The sequence below is a fragment of the Bradyrhizobium ganzhouense genome (assembly GCF_049949285.1).
In the GTDB taxonomy this organism is placed as follows: Bacteria; Pseudomonadota; Alphaproteobacteria; order Rhizobiales; family Xanthobacteraceae; genus Bradyrhizobium; species Bradyrhizobium ganzhouense.
Genome location: NZ_CP181318.1, coordinates 313,106 through 328,590, shown reverse-complemented (window position 1 = coordinate 328,590; position 15,485 = coordinate 313,106). Strand labels below are relative to the sequence as shown.

Here is a 15,485-nt window from a genome sequence, read left to right as displayed (position 1 = left end):
ATACCCTCTCGGGGCTTATGCAGACTTCTTGTTGTTCTTCTCGTCGTCGACTTCGGTGAATTCCGCGTCGACGACGTCGTCCTTCGCAGGGTCCTTGGCCGCATCGGCCTCGGCCTGCTGCTTGTACATGGCCTCGCCGAGCTTCATCGAGGCTTGGGCCAGCGTGTTGGTCTTGGCCTTGATCGCCTCGGCATCGTTGCCCTTCAGCGCCTCCTTGAGGTCGCTGACGGCGTCCTCGATGGCACGGCGCTCGGTCTCGGCGACCTTCGAACCATGCTCGGCCAGTGCCTTCTCGGTGGAGTGCACCAGCGCATCGGCGTGGTTCTTGGCGTCGACCGCCTCGCGGCGCTGCTTGTCGGCCGCGGCATTGGCCTCGGCGTCCTTGACCATCTTGTCGATGTCGGCTTCCGACAGACCGCCGGAGGCCTGAATGCGGATCTGCTGCTCCTTCGCAGTCGCCTTGTCCTTGGCCGAGACGTTGACGATGCCGTTGGCGTCGATGTCGAAGGTCACCTCGATCTGCGGCATGCCGCGCGGAGCCGGCGGAATGCCCATCAGGTCGAACTGGCCGAGCATCTTGTTGTCGGCCGCCATTTCACGCTCGCCCTGGAAGACGCGGATGGTGACCGCGTTCTGGTTATCCTCGGCAGTCGAGAACACCTGGCTCTTCTTGGTCGGGATCGTGGTGTTGCGGTCGATGATGCGGGTGAACACGCCGCCCAGCGTCTCGATGCCCAGCGACAGCGGGGTCACGTCGAGCAGCAGCACGTCCTTGACGTCGCCCTGGAGCACACCGGCCTGGATCGCGGCACCGATCGCCACGACTTCGTCCGGGTTGACGCCCTTGTGCGGCTCCTTGCCGAACAGCTGCTTCACGACTTCCTGGACCTTCGGCATGCGCGACATGCCGCCGACCAGAACGACTTCGCCGATCTCACCGGCGGTGACGCCGGCGTCCTTCAGCGCCTTGCGGCAGGGCTCGACGGTCTTCTGGACGAGGTCGTCGACCAGCGCTTCGAACTTGGCGCGGGTGAGCTTCATCGTCAGATGCTTCGGGCCGGTCTGGTCCGCGGTGATGAAGGGCAGGTTGATCTCGGTCTGCGTCGTCGACGACAGCTCGATCTTGGCCTTTTCAGCCGCTTCCTTCAGGCGCTGCAACGCGAGCTTGTCGTTGCGCAGGTTGATGCCCTGCTCCTTCTGGAACTCGTCGGCCAGATAGCCCACGAGGCGCATGTCGAAATCTTCGCCGCCGAGGAAGGTGTCGCCGTTGGTCGACTTCACCTCGAACACGCCGTCGCCGATTTCGAGAATGGAGATATCGAACGTGCCGCCGCCGAGATCGTACACGGCGATCGTGCCGGTCTTGGTCTTGTCCAGACCATAGGCCAGCGCCGCCGCGGTCGGCTCGTTGATGATGCGCAGCACTTCAAGGCCCGCGATCTTGCCGGCGTCCTTGGTCGCCTGGCGCTGGGCGTCGTTGAAGTAGGCGGGAACGGTGATGACGGCCTGGTCGACCTTCTGGCCGAGATGGGCTTCCGCGGTCTCCTTCATCTTCTGCAAGATGAAGGCCGAGACCTGCGAGGGCGAGTAGGTCTGGCCGTCGGCCTCGACCCAGGCGTCGCCGTTGGAAGCCTTCACGATCTTGTACGGAACGAGCTTCTTGTCCTTCTCGACCATCGGGTCGTCGTAGCGGCGGCCGATGAGGCGCTTCACTGCGAAGAACGTCCGCTCTGGGTTGGTCACGGCCTGGCGCTTGGCAGGCTGGCCGACGAGGCGCTCACCGTCGTCCGTCACGGCGACGATCGAAGGCGTCGTGCGCATGCCTTCGGAATTCTCGATGACTTTGGCGTTCTTGCCATCCATTACGGCGACGCACGAATTCGTGGTGCCGAGGTCGATCCCAATGACCTTTCCCATGGTCCTGATATCCTTGTTTTTGCGGCAGGTTGGCTGGGCCCAGAAGGCACCCGAACCGAAACCCCCTAAGATCAAACATTCGCGATATTGCGATGGTTGACGCTCATATAGGAGGGGGGGAGGGGCCCGCAAGGACCGAACGCAAGTTTCGGCCGTGAAAACATTGGGTTTTGGAAGATCATATCCGGGCGCAACCGCCCTTGCGGGTGAGGAAATATTAACAGGTTCGGCGATCCGCCAGCCCCCGCCGCCGTGATGGGCCCGGCCCTGTTACCGGCGCGCCAAACCCGCTAAAAGGCCGACCGGCCGGACAGCCTCGTCATGGGGCTGCTTCGCGCGACAAAGCGGCCCAATCGCCGACCATTGAACGGCCTCAATGTGAACCAATCAGAGTGCCCATGAAGCTGACCCGCCCCCTCGCCGCGCTCGCCCTCCTCGTTGCCACGGCACTTCCGGCGTTCGCCGCCGATGCGGTCTTCCCGCCTGGCTTGCGCCTCGGCATGGTGCCGCTGGTCGGGCTGAACACGGCAAAAACCTTTCCGGGCTTTGAGAGCGAGGACGGCAGCGTCAAGGTGCTGATCACCGAGCTGCCGCCGGCCGCCTATGGCGAGGTTGTGGGCGCCTTCAACGCCAATCCGGCCGGCAACAACGGCGTCAAGCCGGACAAGATCGAGACGCAAGCGGGCCTTGCCTATTTCACCACCGAGAGCGGCAAGGCCGGCACGACCCCGGTGAAGCGCTATTCGATGATCGTGCCGGGCACCGGCTTCTCCGGCTATGTCGCGGTGCAGGTCCCCGAGAACGCGTCGAAGATCTACACCGACGAGGCGGTGCGGCAGATGTTTGCGACCGCCGCCACCCGCAAGGAGGTGTCGGCTGACGAGCAGATCGGGCTGATGCCGTTCAAGATCACCGATCTCGCCGGCTTCAAGGACATCCGCACGCTGGTGCCGGGCTCGAGCCTCATCCTGGCCGACGGCAACGAGAGCTCGGGCTATGAATCGAAGCCGTTCATCATCCTCGGCCTGATCGGCGCGACCCCGCAGCAGGCCGACGACCGCGCCCGCTTCGCCCAGGAGGCCGCGCTCCAGATCCCCGGCGTGCGCGAGTCCCGCGTCACCATGTCCGAGCCGATCCGCATCAACGGCCAGCCGGGCTTTGAGACCCGGATCGACGGCGTCAGCGGCAAGGACAAGACGCCGGTGACCGTGGTGCAGTGGATCCGCTTCGGCGGCGGCACCTCGCTGCGCATCATCGCCAGCGCCCCGCGCGACCAGTGGCCCGACGCCTTCACCCGCTTCCGCGCTGTGCGCGACGGCATCCAGCCGAAGGGTTAGGCGCGCTCGTCCCACAAACTCGGTGTCGTCCCGGCCTAGTGCGCAATTGCGCACTAGGCCGGGACGACGAGATAAGGAGCACGCCCAAGCCCTGACCAAAGCCGGCTGCATTTTCGGGCTTTTGTTCGTACACGAACGGAATTAGGCTTTGCCTCCATTGGATCAACCTTGAGGGGAGGCGGACGATGCTGGATCGACGACAAATCTTGGCGGCGCTGGGGACCACGGCGCTCGCGAGCCTTGCTCCATCAGCACTTTTCGCAGCGGCCACGATCAAGCCGGATGACACCTCCGCGCTGCTCGTGATCGACGTCCAAAACTGCTTCCTGCCGGGCGGCAGCCTCGCGGTGAAGGAAGGCGAGCAGGTCGTGCCCGTCATCAACAGAATCGCGAAAGCGTTTTCGAACGTGGTGATGACGCAGGACTGGCACACGCCCGGCCACGTCTCGTTCGCGTCAGTGCATTCCGGCAAGAAGCCGTTCGAGACCATCGACCTGCCCTATGGCAAGCAGGTGCTGTGGCCCGACCATTGCGTGCAGGGCACCGACGGCGCCTCGCTCTCGAAGGACCTCTCGATCCCGCAAGCCGAGCTCATCATCCGCAAGGGCTTTCACAAGGACGTCGACAGCTATTCGGCGTTCCTCGAAGCCGACGGCAAGACCTCGACCGGCCTTGCCGGCTATCTGAAGGGCCGCAAGATCAAGCGCGTGTTCGTTGCGGGTCTCGCAACGGATTTCTGCGTCGCCTGGACCGCGCTCGACGCGCGCAAGGCAGGCTTTGAGGTCTATGTCGTGGAAGACGCCTGCCGCGGCATCGACAATCAGGGCTCGCTCGCAAAAGCCTGGGCTGACATGGCCAAGGCCGGCGTGAAGCGGATTCAGTCTGCTGATATCGCGGTCAGCGCGTAAGGCGCGCACGTCTGACAAACCCTCAAGGCGAGGAGACGCGCGCGAGCGCGCTCCTCGGGATGAAGATCAATCAGTTCGCTTCGTTGCTGTTCGCCGCGGGCGCCGCCTTCGCGCCACCCTTGGCGACGCCGACCAGCGCCGGGCGCAGCACGCGCTCGCCGATGGTGTAACCGGCCTGCATGACCTGAACGACGGTGCCTGCCGGCACCGACGCATCCGGCACCTCGTACATCGCCTGCTGGAAGTTCGGATCGAACTTCTGCCCCTGCGGATCGAACTTCTTCACGCCGTGCTTTTCCAGCGCGTTGAGCAGCGAGCGCTCGGTGAGCTCGACGCCCTCGATCAAAGCGGTCATGCCGGGATCGGCCGCAGCGCGGGTCTCGGCCGGAACGGCGTCGAGCGCGCGCTGGAGATTGTCGGCGATGTCGAGCACGTCGCGGGCAAAGCCGGTGACGCCGTAGAGCTTGGAGTCAGCGACCTCCTTGGCGGTGCGCTTGCGCAGATTTTCCATCTCGGCCAACGTCCGCAGCATGCGGTCGCGCGCCTCGGCGGCTTCCTTCTGCAGCAATTCCACCGAACCCGGCTCGGGATCGTCGGGCATGATGTAGGGTTTCGACACCACGGGCTCGCCGGTCGCGGCAGTCGTGTCTTCGGGTTGCCGGTCTCGATCGGTCATCGGCTCTCTTTTCAAACTCGTCTTACGGGATTTTGCTGGCCCGGATATCGTGCTTCGGGCGCTGAAAATCAAGCGCCCGTGATCGCCTCAAATGCCGGTCAGCCCCCCAGCAGGCGACTGACGATGCGGGCGGCGTAGTCCACGGTCGGGATGACGCGGGCATAATTCAGCCGCGTCGGCCCGATCACGCCCAGAACGCCGACGATGCGGCCGGCGGCATCACGATAGGGCGAGATGATGGTGGAGGAGCCCGACAGCGAAAACAGCTTGTTTTCGCTGCCGATGAAAATCCGCACGCCTTCGGCGGTTTCGGCGCGCCCGAGCAGGTCGATTACGCCGCGCTTGGTCTCGAGATCGTCGAACAGCAGGCGAACACGCTCGAGATCCTCCAGCGCGTGCAGATCTTCCAGCAGATTGGCGTGGCCGCGGACGATGAGCTGGCGGTCCTCGTTCTCGCCGCCGGACCAGCTCGCAATCCCGGCCGAGATCACCTTCTGCGTCAATTGATCGAGCTCGGCGCGAGCCTCTGCGAGCGCGGTTTCCAGCTCGAGCCGCGCCTCGGCGAGCGTCCGGCCGCGGATCCGCGAATTGAGGAAATTGCCGGCTTCGGTGATGGCCGAGGAGGGAACTCCCGGCGGCAGCGCCAGCACGCGGTTTTCGACCTGGCCGTCTTCGCCGACCAGGATCACCAGCGCCTTCTCTGGTTCCAGCCGCACGAATTCGATGTGTTTCAGCCGCGTATTCGATTTCGGCGTCAAAACGACAGCAGCGGTGCGGGTAAGACCCGACAGCCGCGTCAGCGCCTGATCGAGCGCCGCCTCGACCGACTGCGCCTGGCCGACGGAGGTCAGCTGGCTCTGGATCGACTGCCGCTCGGCCTCGTTGAGATCGCCGACCTGCATCAACGCGTCGACGAAGAATCGCAAGCCGAGTTCCGTCGGCAGCCTGCCGGCGGACGTATGCGGGGCATAGATCAGGCCGAGCTGTTCCAGATCGGCCATGACGTTGCGGACCGAGGCCGGCGATAGCGGCATCGCGATCAGCCGCGAGATGTTGCGCGAGCCCACCGGCTCGCCGGTGGCGAGGTAACTTTCGACAATTTGACGAAAGATGTCGCGGGAACGCTCGTTGAGCTGGGCGAGGCCTGCGCGCGGCGCGATCAGATGGATCGGATCGTGATGGGCCACAGACGGTAACTCCTCTCAGATACTCATAATTTGTCCATCCCTGAGGGTTCTGACAAGCGTGGCGTTTGCGGGGTGGAAAACCGGGGGTGAAAAAGCCTTGTCCTTTCCCCTTGCCGCCCACCCTCACCCCACCTACAAGCACCGCGAATAGCCCTTACCTGCGAGTTTTGGAGGATTTCCCATGCGGCCAAGCCGCCGTGCGCCCGACGAATTGCGCCCCGTGACGCTTGAGCGTGGCGTGGTCAAGTATGCGGAAGGCTCCTGCCTCGTGAAATTCGGCGACACCCATGTGCTGGTCACCGCCACGCTGGAAGACCGCCTGCCGCCCTGGCTGAAGGGCCAGGGCCGCGGCTGGGTCACCGCCGAATACGGCATGCTGCCGCGCGCGACCTCCGAACGCACCCGCCGCGAAGCTGCCGCAGGCAAGCAGAGCGGCCGCACCGTCGAGATCCAGCGCCTGATCGGGCGTTCGTTGCGCACCATCGTCGATCTCGAAGCGCTCGGCGAGCGCCAGATCACGGTCGATTGCGACGTGCTCCAGGCCGACGGCGGCACCCGCACCGCCTCGATCACCGGTGCCTGGGTCGCGCTCGCCGACTGCATCAACTGGATGAAGACGCGCAACATGATCAAGGCCAACGTGATGCGCGACAACGTCGCCGCGATCTCCTGCGGCATCTATCAGGGCAAGCCGGTGCTGGATCTCGACTATGCCGAGGATTCCGAAGCCGAGACCGACGCCAATTTCGTCATGACCGGCGATGGCCGCATCATCGAGGTGCAGGGCACCGCAGAACGCGAGCCGTTTACGCAGGACGAGTTCCTGGCGCTGATCGCCTTGGCGCAAAAAGGCATCGCGCGCCTCGTGGACTTGCAGAAACTCGCTGTCGCGTAGTCAATAGGCCCATGCACCGCCGAATCACCGGAAAGCTCGTCATCGCGACCCACAATCCCGGCAAGCTCGCCGAGATGAAGGAGCTGCTCGCGCCTCACGGCATCGAGGTGGTATCGGCCGGCCAGCTCGGCCTGCCCGAGCCCGAAGAGACCGGCAACGACTTCCGCAGCAATGCCGCGATCAAGGCGATGGCGGCGGCGCAGGCGACCAAGCTTCCTGCTTTCGCCGATGATTCCGGCATCGTGGTCGATGCGCTCGACGGCGCGCCCGGCATTTTCTCCGCACGCTGGGCTGGTCCGAGCAAAGATTTTGCTGCCGCGATGGCACAGATCGAACGCCTGTTGCAGGAGCGTGGCGCCACCACGCCCGACAAGCGCAAATCGCATTTCGTCTCGGCGCTCTGCGTCGCCTGGCCTGACGGTCATCTCGAAGAGGTCGAGGCCCGCGTCGACGGCACGATGGTCTGGCCGCCGCGCGGCACCGCCGGCTTCGGCTACGATCCGATGTTCCTGCCGGATGGTTACGACCGCACCTTCGGCGAGATGACCAGCATCGAGAAGCACGGCCTGCCGCCGCTCGGCCTCGGCCTGTCGCACCGCGCCCGCGCCTTCGTGAAACTGGCGGAGATCTGCCTTGAGCCGCGCTAAGGAAGCCTTCGGCGTCTACGTGCACTGGCCGTTCTGCCTGTCGAAGTGCCCCTATTGCGACTTCAACAGCCACGTTCGCCACGCCGCGATCGACGAAACGCGCTTTGCATCCGCCTTCGCCCGCGAGATCGAAACGACCGCACAGCGCTCGCCCGGCCGCGAGGTCACCTCGATCTTCCTCGGCGGCGGTACGCCCTCGCTGATGCAACCGGCAACCGTCGGCGCCGTGCTCGACGCCATCGGCAAGCACTGGAAAGTTGCCAACGACGTCGAAGTGACGCTCGAGGCAAACCCGACCAGTGTCGAAGCTACGCGTTTTGCCGGTTATCGCGCCGCCGGCGTCAACCGCGTCTCGCTCGGCGTGCAGGCGCTCGACGACGCCTCGCTGAAAGCGCTGGGCCGCCTGCACAGCGCGCGCGAAGCGCTCGATGCCGTCGCGATCGCGCGCCGCTCATTCGATCGCTATTCGTTCGACCTGATCTACGCCCGCCCGGACCAGACGCCGGCAATGTGGGCCGATGAGCTGCGGCTCGCCATCGATGAGGCGGCCGAGCATCTGTCGCTCTATCAGCTCACCATCGAGGAAGGCACGCCGTTCTTCGGCCTGCACCAGGCCGGCAAATTGAAGACGCCGGACGAAGCCGTCGCACGCGCGCTCTACGACGTGACGCAGGAAACCTGCGACAGGCTGGGGCTACCCGCTTACGAGATTTCCAATCACGCCCGGCGCGGTGCCGAGTGCCGGCACAATCTCGGGTACTGGCGCGGCGAGGAATATGCAGGCATCGGTCCTGGCGCGCATGGCCGCCTCGACATCGACGGCGTGCGCCATGCCACCGCCACCGAGAAGCGCCCCGAGGCCTGGCTGATGCGCGTCGAGACCAATGGCGACGGCGTCGTCACCGACGATCTCCTCAACAGCGAAGAACGCGCCGACGAATTCTTGCTGATGGGATTGCGCCTGGCCGAAGGTATCGACCCCGAGCGTTACACCGCGCTCTCCGGCCGCCCGCTCGACCCCAAACGCATCGCGCTCTTGCGTGAGGAAGGCGCGATCACGGTGGACGCAACGGGCCGTTTGCGCGTCACGAGCAGCGGATTCCCGGTGCTGGATGCGGTTGTCGCGGATCTGGCGGCGTAGCGAACTGCCGTAGCCCGGATGGAGCGAAGCGCAATCCGGGAACGGTCTCTCCGGCTGCTCAATCCCGGATTTCGCTTCGCTCCATCCGGGCTACGAAGCCATCAAGCCCCAAAACTCTTCGGCGAGCCCGCGACCGCGACACCGCCGCCCGTCGTCACCTTCATCACCGCGAGCCCGCGTTCATTGGTGCCGTCGGCGCGGAAACGGAACAGGCCGTCGATGCCGGCGAAGCCCGAGGGATTGGTGAGCACATCGGACGAGAAGCGCGTGGTGCCCTGCGTGCGCGCGAGTGCTGCCACGAGCGCGACCGCGTCATAGGCGAGCGTTGCGGTGCGGATCGGCTCTGCGCCGTATTTGGTGCGGTAACGGCCGGAGAACGCGCGGAAGCCGGCCGGATCCGGTGCGGCGTAGAGGCCGCCTTGCAGCGCCGGGCTGGCATAGACGCGTGGGCTGTCCCAGAGGCCGGTGCCGAGCAGCTGGATGTTGCGCAGATTCGCGCCCGCTGCGGTCATCGCATCCGCCACCGCGACGACGGCATCGCCGTCATCGGCAATGAAGAGTGCATCCGCGCTGCCGAGCTGCTGCGCGACAGTGCGCGCGGGTGTGGCCCGATCGGCGCCGTATTTCTCGAACGCGACGATGCGTCCGCCGCGCCGGGGCACCGCGGCCTTCACCGCGGCTTCAACGACGTTGCCGTAGGCGTTATCGGGCACGAGCACGGCGACGGAGCGTTTCCCGATGCTGGCGGAATACTCGACGATGCGATTGACGTCAGACTCCGGCAGGAAGCTCAAGAGATAGACGCCGCGGCCGGCGATGCTCGAATCGGTCGAGAACGCCATCACCGAGATGCCGCGCGTGCGCGCGACCTGCGCCACCGCCGGGACCGACTGTGCGAACAGCGGCCCCAAAATGATCTCGGCGCCTTCGTCGACCGCCTGCTGCGCGCCGGCTTGCGCGCCCTGCGGGCTGCCATTGTCGTCCTTGATCAGCAGTTGGATGTTCGGGTTCTGGAACTCGGCCAGCGCCATCTCGGCGGCGTTGCGCATGGATTGCGCGGCGAGCCCGGCATTGCCGGCAGCCGAGAGCGGCAGGATCACGGCAACCTTCACGCCGCCGGTGCCTGCGGTGGTCGCCTGCTGCGGCGGGCCGGCCGGCTGGGCCGGCGGCGGAGAGGAGCTCGAGAACGGGTTGGAAAACTGGCTGAGGCTCTGCTGTACGCCGGCGCAGGCCGACAGCAGCGGCGTGCCGAGCAGCAGGCCAAGCGCACTCCGCCGGGTCGCGCCCGAGAGACGGGGCCCCTCAACGGGAGACTTCAGATCACGCGGGCCCACCATGGCAGCTCTTCTTCTGATCTTCCGTCACCGGCCGATCACAGCAAATCTTGCCGCGACAGAAGCCGCGGATTCGGGCATATTGTCGGCAAATAGTTAACCAAAACAAAAGGATAATGACCGCTTAACGCGGCTGCCCTCGGTTCCTGGCTGGCTGTTCGCCGTCCATCATCCAGCATCAAAGCGGGGTTTCCGCCGCGAATATGGCGCAGACGCTTCATTCCCTAGGGAATGTGATGCCGGATGGATCACATTCCAGTCCTTCCTCGCCCCTCACCCGGTATGATCTTTTTCAAGGGACCGGTTCCCAGCCCCGGGGATCATGCCTAAGTTCGATCCATTATGCGCGCAAAGCCGGCCCCGATAAATACGCCTGAAGGCACAGACGCCGCCCCGCGCGGTTTCTCCATTGACGCCCATCGGCTCGTGGCGCCGAGGCCGGCGGCCGGCCTCTATCTGGTCGCGACCCCGATCGGCAATCTCGGCGACATCACCCTGCGCGCCCTGCAGACGCTGGCCGGGGTCGACGTCATCGCCTGCGAGGACACCCGCATCACGCGGCGCCTGACCGAGCGCTACGACATCTCGGCGCAGCTCAAGCAATATCACGAGCACAATGCCGAGGCCGCCCGCCCGAAGATCCTGGAGGCGCTTGCCGCTGGCGGCTCGGTCGCGCTGGTATCGGATGCCGGCACGCCGCTGATCTCCGATCCCGGCTACAAGCTGGTGCGCGAGGTCTGCGCGGCCGGCCACGCGGTCTATGCGCTGCCCGGCCCATCCTCGGTGCTGGCGGCACTGTCGGTTGCGGCCCTGCCGACCGATCGTTTCTTCTTCGAGGGATTTCTGCCGGCGAAATCCGCCGCGCGGCGGTCGCGCCTCACTGAACTTGCCCGCATCGATGCGACGCTGGTGATGTTCGAATCCGGCAATCGGGTGCAGGACACACTCGCCGAGCTCGCCGAGATCATGGGCACACGCGAGGCCGCGATCTGCCGCGAGCTGACAAAACTGCACGAGGAGATTTCGCGCGCGAAGCTCGACGAGCTGGCGCGCGAGGCGGACACGCTGGAGACGCGCGGCGAATTCGTGCTGGTGATCGCTCCGCCTGCCGCGGGTGCCGACGTGCTGACGTCGGATGCGCTGGACGATGTCCTGCGCGAGCAGCTCGCAACGCATAGCGTCAAGGACGCCGTCGCGCACGCAGTCGCGCTCTCGGGGCGGCCGCGCCGCGAGGTCTATGCCCGCGCGCTCGAGCTCGCAAGAGATTTGCGGGGCGGCGATGGCGAAGACTAAGGACGCAGCGGAATCAAAAGTGGCCTCGCCCGAACGCGTCGCCGCGTTCCGCACCGGCATCTCGGCCGAGAGCCGCGCCGCAGCCTATCTGATGGCGAAGGGCTACCGTATCCTGGCCAGGCGCTACCGCACGGCGCATGGCGAGATCGACCTCGTGGCGCGGCGTCGCAACCTGATCGCCTTCGTCGAGGTCAAGGCGCGCGCCAGTCTCGATGAGGCCGCCTATGCGGTGACGCCGCGCCAGCAGCAGCGCATCATCGACGCCGCGCAGGGCTGGCTTGCCACGCATCCCGAGCATGCGGAATTCGAATTGCGATTCGACGCCATGCTGATTGCGCCGCGATCACTTCCACGCCATGTGTTGGCGGCATTCGACGCCTCGACCTGAAAGGCAGACCATGAAACTGAACGTCGCCGTCCAGATGGACCCCATCGCCCGCATCAACATCAAGGGCGATTCCACCTTTGCGCTGCTCCTGGAGGCGCAGAAGCGCGGCCACGGCCTGTCCTATTACACGCCCGACAAGCTCTCGATGGTCGGCGATGAGATCGTCGCCCCGGTGCAGCTCCTGACCGTACGCGACGAGCCCGGCGATCATTTCACCCTCGGCGAGCCCAGGCGCGAGGCGCTGAACAGTTTTGACGTGGTGCTGCTGCGCCAGGATCCGCCATTCGACCTCGCCTACATCACCTCGACGCATCTGCTCGAGCGCATTCACCCGAAGACGCTGGTCGTCAACGACCCCGCTTCGGTGCGCAACGCGCCCGAAAAGCTGTTCGTGATGAATTTTCCGCAGCTGATGCCGCCGACCCTGATCTCGCGCGACCTCGATGAGATCAACGCGTTCCGCGACAAGCACGGTGCCGTTGTGATGAAACCGCTGCACGGCCATGGCGGCGCCGCGGTCTTCCGCGTGATGCCGCAGGACATGAATTTCGGCTCGCTGTTCGACATGTTCTCGGTCACCTTCAAGGAGGCCTGGGTGATCCAGCAGTTCATCCCCGAGGTGAAGCTCGGCGACAAGCGCATCATCCTGGTCAATGGCGAGTTCGCAGGCGCGGTGAACCGCGTGCCGGCCGCCGACGACCTCCGCTCCAACATGGTCCGCGGCGGCGCGGCAAAGGAGACCGAGCTGACGCCGCGCGAGCGCGAGATCTGCGCCACCGTCGGCCCGGCGCTGCGCGAGCGCGGCCTGCTGTTCGTCGGCATCGACGTCATCAACGGCAATCTCACCGAGATCAACGTGACCTCGCCCACCGGCATCCGCGCCATCGCGCGGCTCGGCGGCCCGGACGTGGCGGCCAGGATCTGGGACGTGATCGAGCAGAAGCGGGCGAAGTAGAGGCTCGCGCGTCGTCGCACGGATACTCAATCCATCACCGTCACCCTGAGGTGCGAGCCTCTTCGGCGAGCCTCGAAGGGCGACGGCCCGGCTGGTGGCGGTGTCGAGGCATCATGGCCGTGCATCCTTCGAGGCTCGCAAGAGCTCGCACCTCAGGATGACGGTCCGCCACCGTCGTCGCGGACGGCACTCTTAACGTCGCGCTTCACTAACCACCCATTCACCATGACGGCCCGCGCCTCACGCGAACGCACGCGCGCGCTTGGGTGAATCTACGGGGCCACCGGCCGAGCGGCTAACGCGGCATTCACCATCTGCCCAAAACCAGCAGCATCACTGACCATCACACTCGGTCTCGCAACACCCCTTATACTTTTACTCCCTACTCATCGACGCGGGGGAACCCGCCACGTGCGGTTCGAGTGCCCCGCGTAAGAGTAGAAGCGTATGAACACCGCACGCATTGTCGTTCTCGTCATCGCGCTGGGCGCCGGCGGCGTCGCTGCATATCTGGCGAGCGGCTACGACAACAAGCCCGCGCCCGCGCTCCCGGTGGCCGAGAAGCTGCCGACGGTCGAGGTGCTCGTCGCCAAATCCGACATTCAGCTCGGCCAGGCCGTGAAGGCCGAGGATCTGCAATGGCAGACCTGGCCGCAATCGACCGCAAGCAGCGCCTTCATCCGCCGCGACAGCAGGCCCGACGCACAGACCCAGATCGCCGGCTCGATCGCGCGCGTGCCCTTGATGCAGGGCGAGCCGATCCGCGAGCAGAAGCTGGTGAGAGCCGACGGCTCCGGCTTCATGGCCGCGATCCTGCCGTCCGGCATGCGGGCCGTGTCGACCGAGATTTCAGCCGAGACCGGCGCCGGCGGCTTCATCCTGCCGAACGACCGCGTCGACATCGTCCTGACGCGACGCCTGAAGAATCCCGACGGCGCCAACGGCTCGACCGGTGGCAATGACCTGATCCTGTCAGAGGTCGTCCTGACCAACATCCGCGTGCTCGCGATCGATCAGGCGCCGAAGGAAAAGGACGGTCAGAACACCGTGCTCGGCAAGACCGTTACGCTCGAGCTCAGGCCCGACCAGGTCGCCACGCTCTCGGCCTCGCGCCAGGGCGGCACGCTCACACTCGCACTGCGAAGCATCGCCGATGCCAACGCGTCGGAGGTTGCGATCGAAGACCAGGCGAAGCGGCTCGGCGGCGTCAACGTGATCCGATACGGCGTGCAGACGCGACAACTGACGTCACAGAAGTGATGGGGACATGATGAACTACGGGGAATATCGGATGGGCCTGCGCATTCGGGGGAAGCGCGCCGGCTCGTTCTGGGCAGGGGCAATGCTGATACTGGGGCTGGTCGCAGCCCCAGATCTCGTCCGGGCTGCGGACGCGCCGGTCGGAGACCAGGCGCCGATGCAGGCGCCGGATCTCGGCGTATCGCCGGTCGCGACCATCGCACCGGCGCGGACGCGTTCACTGTCGCTCGGGGTCGGCAAGTCGGTCGTCATCGACCTGCCGCGCGAGGTCAAGGACGTGCTGGTGGCCGATCCCAAGATCGCCAATGCGGTGATCCGCTCGGCGCAGCGCGCCTATATCATCGGCGGCCAGGTCGGCCAGACCAACGTGGTGTTCTTCACCGCCGACGGCCAGCAGGTCGCGTCGTACGACATCGCGGTCAAGCGCGACCTCAACGGCATGCGCACGGCGCTGCGCTCATCGCTGCCGGGCGTGCAGATCGAAGGCGTCGGCGACAGCGTGATGCTGACCGGCTCGGTGTCGAGCCCGGTCGAGGCCCAGCAGGCCGGCGACGTCGCCGCCAAGCTCGTCGGCGGCGCCGACAAGGTCGTCAACAACATCGTCGTGCGCGGCCGCGACCAGGTGATGCTGAAAGTCGTCGTCGGCGAAGTGCGCCGCGACATCGTCAAGCAATTGGGCGTCGATCTCAGCGCCAGCCTCAATGCCGGCACCGCGGTGGTGAATTTCAACAATTCCAACCCGTTCTCGGCCAGCGGCGGACCGCTGGTCAGCGGCAACGGGCTCGGCGTTGCCGGCCTCGCCAAGGGCGTTGCCACCGTCAGCGCCACCATGCGCGCGATGGAATCCGCCGGCGTGATGCGCACCCTGGCCGAGCCGAGCCTGACGGCGATCTCCGGTGAATCGGCGACCTTCATCGCCGGTGGCGAATTTCCAATTCCCGGAGGCTATTCCTGCGATCCGACCACGCATGTCTGTACCACCCAGATCACCTACAAGAAGTTCGGCATCTCCCTGAACTTCACCCCGGTCGTGCTCAGCGAGGGCCGGATCAGCCTGCGGGTGATGACCGAGGTCTCGGAGCTGTCGAGCCAGAACGCGATCACGGTGTCGCAAGCGCTGTCCTCGAGCACGACCAACTCGATCACCATCCCCTCGGTCCAGACCCGTCGCGCCGAGACCACGCTGGAAATTCCCTCCGGCGGCTCGATGGCGATGGCCGGTTTGATCCAGCAGCAGACCAAGCAGGCCATCAACGGCCTGCCCGGCGTCGACCAGGTGCCAATCCTCGGCGCGCTGTTCCGCAGCCAGGACTTCGTCAACAACGAGACCGAGCTGATGGTGATCGTGACACCCTATGTGGTGCGCGCGGTCGCCCAGAAGGAATTGTCGCGGCCCGATGACGGCTTCGCGCCGTCCTCGGATGCGCAGTCGGCGCTGCTCGGCCGCATGAACCGCCTCTATGGCATCGCCCGCCGCGTCGATCCGATGGACGGCAACCAGGGCGATTTCGGCTTCATCATCGACTGACGCGAGCGGACTGTTTGGG

At 65.6% G+C, this 15,485-nt stretch carries 14 protein-coding genes; 10 read left to right on the top strand and 4 right to left on the bottom strand.

Going from position 1 to position 15,485, the window contains the following annotated elements; translation table 11 throughout:
• Positions 1 to 15 precede the first annotated feature (15 nt).
• The gene (gene dnaK / locus ACLFLU_RS01575) at positions 16 to 1,917 is read right to left on the bottom strand and encodes a molecular chaperone DnaK (RefSeq protein ID WP_426410625.1); all 1,902 of its coding nucleotides are present in this window, start codon (positions 1,915 to 1,917) and stop codon (positions 16 to 18) included.
• A gap of 398 nt (positions 1,918 to 2,315) precedes the next feature.
• Between dnaK and ACLFLU_RS01570 the strand changes: the two genes are divergently transcribed.
• Together ACLFLU_RS01570 and pncA are read left to right on the top strand one after the other, a co-directional pair.
• Positions 2,316 to 3,254 (top strand): hypothetical protein, encoded by a 939-nt coding sequence (locus tag ACLFLU_RS01570; protein WP_426410624.1) that lies wholly within the window; start codon positions 2,316 to 2,318, stop codon positions 3,252 to 3,254.
• Positions 3,255 to 3,439: 185 nt separating this feature from the next.
• On the top strand, positions 3,440 to 4,162 hold the full coding sequence (pncA, locus tag ACLFLU_RS01565) for a bifunctional nicotinamidase/pyrazinamidase (RefSeq protein ID WP_426410623.1): 723 nt from the start codon (positions 3,440 to 3,442) through the stop codon (positions 4,160 to 4,162).
• 70 nt (positions 4,163 to 4,232) lie between these two features.
• On the opposite strand, the gene grpE is transcribed toward pncA, so the two are convergent.
• Together grpE and hrcA are read right to left on the bottom strand one after the other, a co-directional pair.
• Entirely contained in the window at positions 4,233 to 4,838 is a 606-nt protein-coding gene (gene grpE, locus ACLFLU_RS01560; RefSeq protein ID WP_426410622.1) for a nucleotide exchange factor GrpE, read from the bottom strand.
• A 98-nt stretch (positions 4,839 to 4,936) separates the two neighbouring features.
• The gene (gene hrcA, locus ACLFLU_RS01555) at positions 4,937 to 6,025 is read right to left on the bottom strand and encodes a heat-inducible transcriptional repressor HrcA (protein ID WP_426410621.1); all 1,089 of its coding nucleotides are present in this window, start codon (positions 6,023 to 6,025) and stop codon (positions 4,937 to 4,939) included.
• 181 nt (positions 6,026 to 6,206) lie between these two features.
• Here hrcA and rph point away from each other — a divergent pair, with 181 nt between their 5' ends.
• The 3 genes from rph to hemW are packed head-to-tail and all read left to right on the top strand — an operon-like array spanning position 6,207 to position 8,708.
• Positions 6,207 to 6,920, top strand: coding sequence for a ribonuclease PH (gene rph, locus ACLFLU_RS01550; protein WP_148777231.1), 714 nt, complete (start codon positions 6,207 to 6,209; stop codon positions 6,918 to 6,920).
• 11 nt (positions 6,921 to 6,931) lie between these two features.
• Complete coding sequence (gene rdgB, locus ACLFLU_RS01545) at positions 6,932 to 7,567, top strand: RdgB/HAM1 family non-canonical purine NTP pyrophosphatase (RefSeq protein WP_426410620.1); 636 nt, start codon at positions 6,932 to 6,934, stop codon at positions 7,565 to 7,567.
• Complete coding sequence (hemW, locus tag ACLFLU_RS01540) at positions 7,554 to 8,708, top strand: radical SAM family heme chaperone HemW (protein ID WP_426410619.1); 1,155 nt, start codon at positions 7,554 to 7,556, stop codon at positions 8,706 to 8,708. The genes rdgB and hemW overlap by 14 nt, the downstream gene beginning before the upstream one ends.
• 101 nt (positions 8,709 to 8,809) lie before the next feature.
• On the opposite strand, the gene ACLFLU_RS01535 is transcribed toward hemW, so the two are convergent.
• A complete protein-coding gene (locus tag ACLFLU_RS01535) occupies positions 8,810 to 10,045 on the bottom strand; it encodes a penicillin-binding protein activator (protein ID WP_426410618.1) in 1,236 nt (411 codons plus the stop codon).
• 339 nt (positions 10,046 to 10,384) lie between these two features.
• Here ACLFLU_RS01535 and rsmI point away from each other — a divergent pair, with 339 nt between their 5' ends.
• The 5 genes from rsmI to ACLFLU_RS01510 all read left to right on the top strand — a co-directional run bounded on the left by rsmI (position 10,385) and on the right by ACLFLU_RS01510 (position 15,466).
• On the top strand, positions 10,385 to 11,335 hold the full coding sequence (gene rsmI / locus ACLFLU_RS01530) for a 16S rRNA (cytidine(1402)-2'-O)-methyltransferase (RefSeq protein ID WP_426410617.1): 951 nt from the start codon (positions 10,385 to 10,387) through the stop codon (positions 11,333 to 11,335).
• Complete coding sequence (locus ACLFLU_RS01525) at positions 11,322 to 11,723, top strand: YraN family protein (RefSeq protein WP_426410616.1); 402 nt, start codon at positions 11,322 to 11,324, stop codon at positions 11,721 to 11,723. The genes rsmI and ACLFLU_RS01525 overlap by 14 nt, the downstream gene beginning before the upstream one ends.
• Before the next feature lie 10 nt (positions 11,724 to 11,733).
• The gene (gene gshB, locus ACLFLU_RS01520) at positions 11,734 to 12,678 is read left to right on the top strand and encodes a glutathione synthase (protein WP_426410615.1); all 945 of its coding nucleotides are present in this window, start codon (positions 11,734 to 11,736) and stop codon (positions 12,676 to 12,678) included.
• Between the two features lie 447 nt (positions 12,679 to 13,125).
• On the top strand, positions 13,126 to 13,938 hold the full coding sequence (cpaB, locus tag ACLFLU_RS01515) for a Flp pilus assembly protein CpaB (protein WP_426410614.1): 813 nt from the start codon (positions 13,126 to 13,128) through the stop codon (positions 13,936 to 13,938).
• Between the two features lie 10 nt (positions 13,939 to 13,948).
• Entirely contained in the window at positions 13,949 to 15,466 is a 1,518-nt protein-coding gene (locus ACLFLU_RS01510) for a type II and III secretion system protein family protein (protein WP_426414192.1), read from the top strand.
• The last annotated feature ends 19 nt before the right edge of the window (positions 15,467 to 15,485 follow it).